Origin of the sequence: Mesorhizobium sp. M1D.F.Ca.ET.231.01.1.1, assembly GCF_003999155.2 — a bacterium.
In the GTDB taxonomy this organism is placed as follows: Bacteria; Pseudomonadota; Alphaproteobacteria; order Rhizobiales; family Rhizobiaceae; genus Mesorhizobium.
This window is the reverse complement of the sequence record NZ_RZOZ02000126.1, coordinates 1-353: the sequence shown is the minus strand read 5'-3', so window position 1 is coordinate 353 and position 353 is coordinate 1. Positions and strand designations below refer to the sequence as shown.

Sequence of the window (353 nt, the reverse complement as noted above, 5' to 3'; positions counted from 1 at the left end):
GGCGCGGCGATCCTTAATGCCGGCTACGGCTATCGCAGCCTGCCCCTGGCAGGCGTGCTCGCCATGCTGGTGGCCGTGACTGTGGCCGTCGCCTCGCAGGCGTGGGAATGGCGCAGCCGCGCGACGCCGCCGCTGCCGGCAGCGGCTGAGTAGAGCCGGGCCCGATCAAAGATCGATCCGGAACCTCAAGCTCTCGGCACCGCCATAGGCGGCATCCTCGAGGAAGCGCCCCACCAGCCTGCCGCCATTCGCGCTTATCACCTTCTGCGAGGCGGGGTTGCCCGGCTTGGCGGTGATCTCGACATACTCAAGACCGACCGCCCTCGCCTCCGCCAGCATCAGCCGCAGCGCCT

The 353-nt window shown here is 69.4% G+C and carries 1 pseudogene; it reads right to left on the bottom strand.

The features are described from left to right. Nucleotides 1-165 precede the first annotated feature (165 nt). Nucleotides 166-353: pseudogene (locus EN874_RS32600) on the bottom strand (GNAT family N-acetyltransferase); the annotation flags it as partial.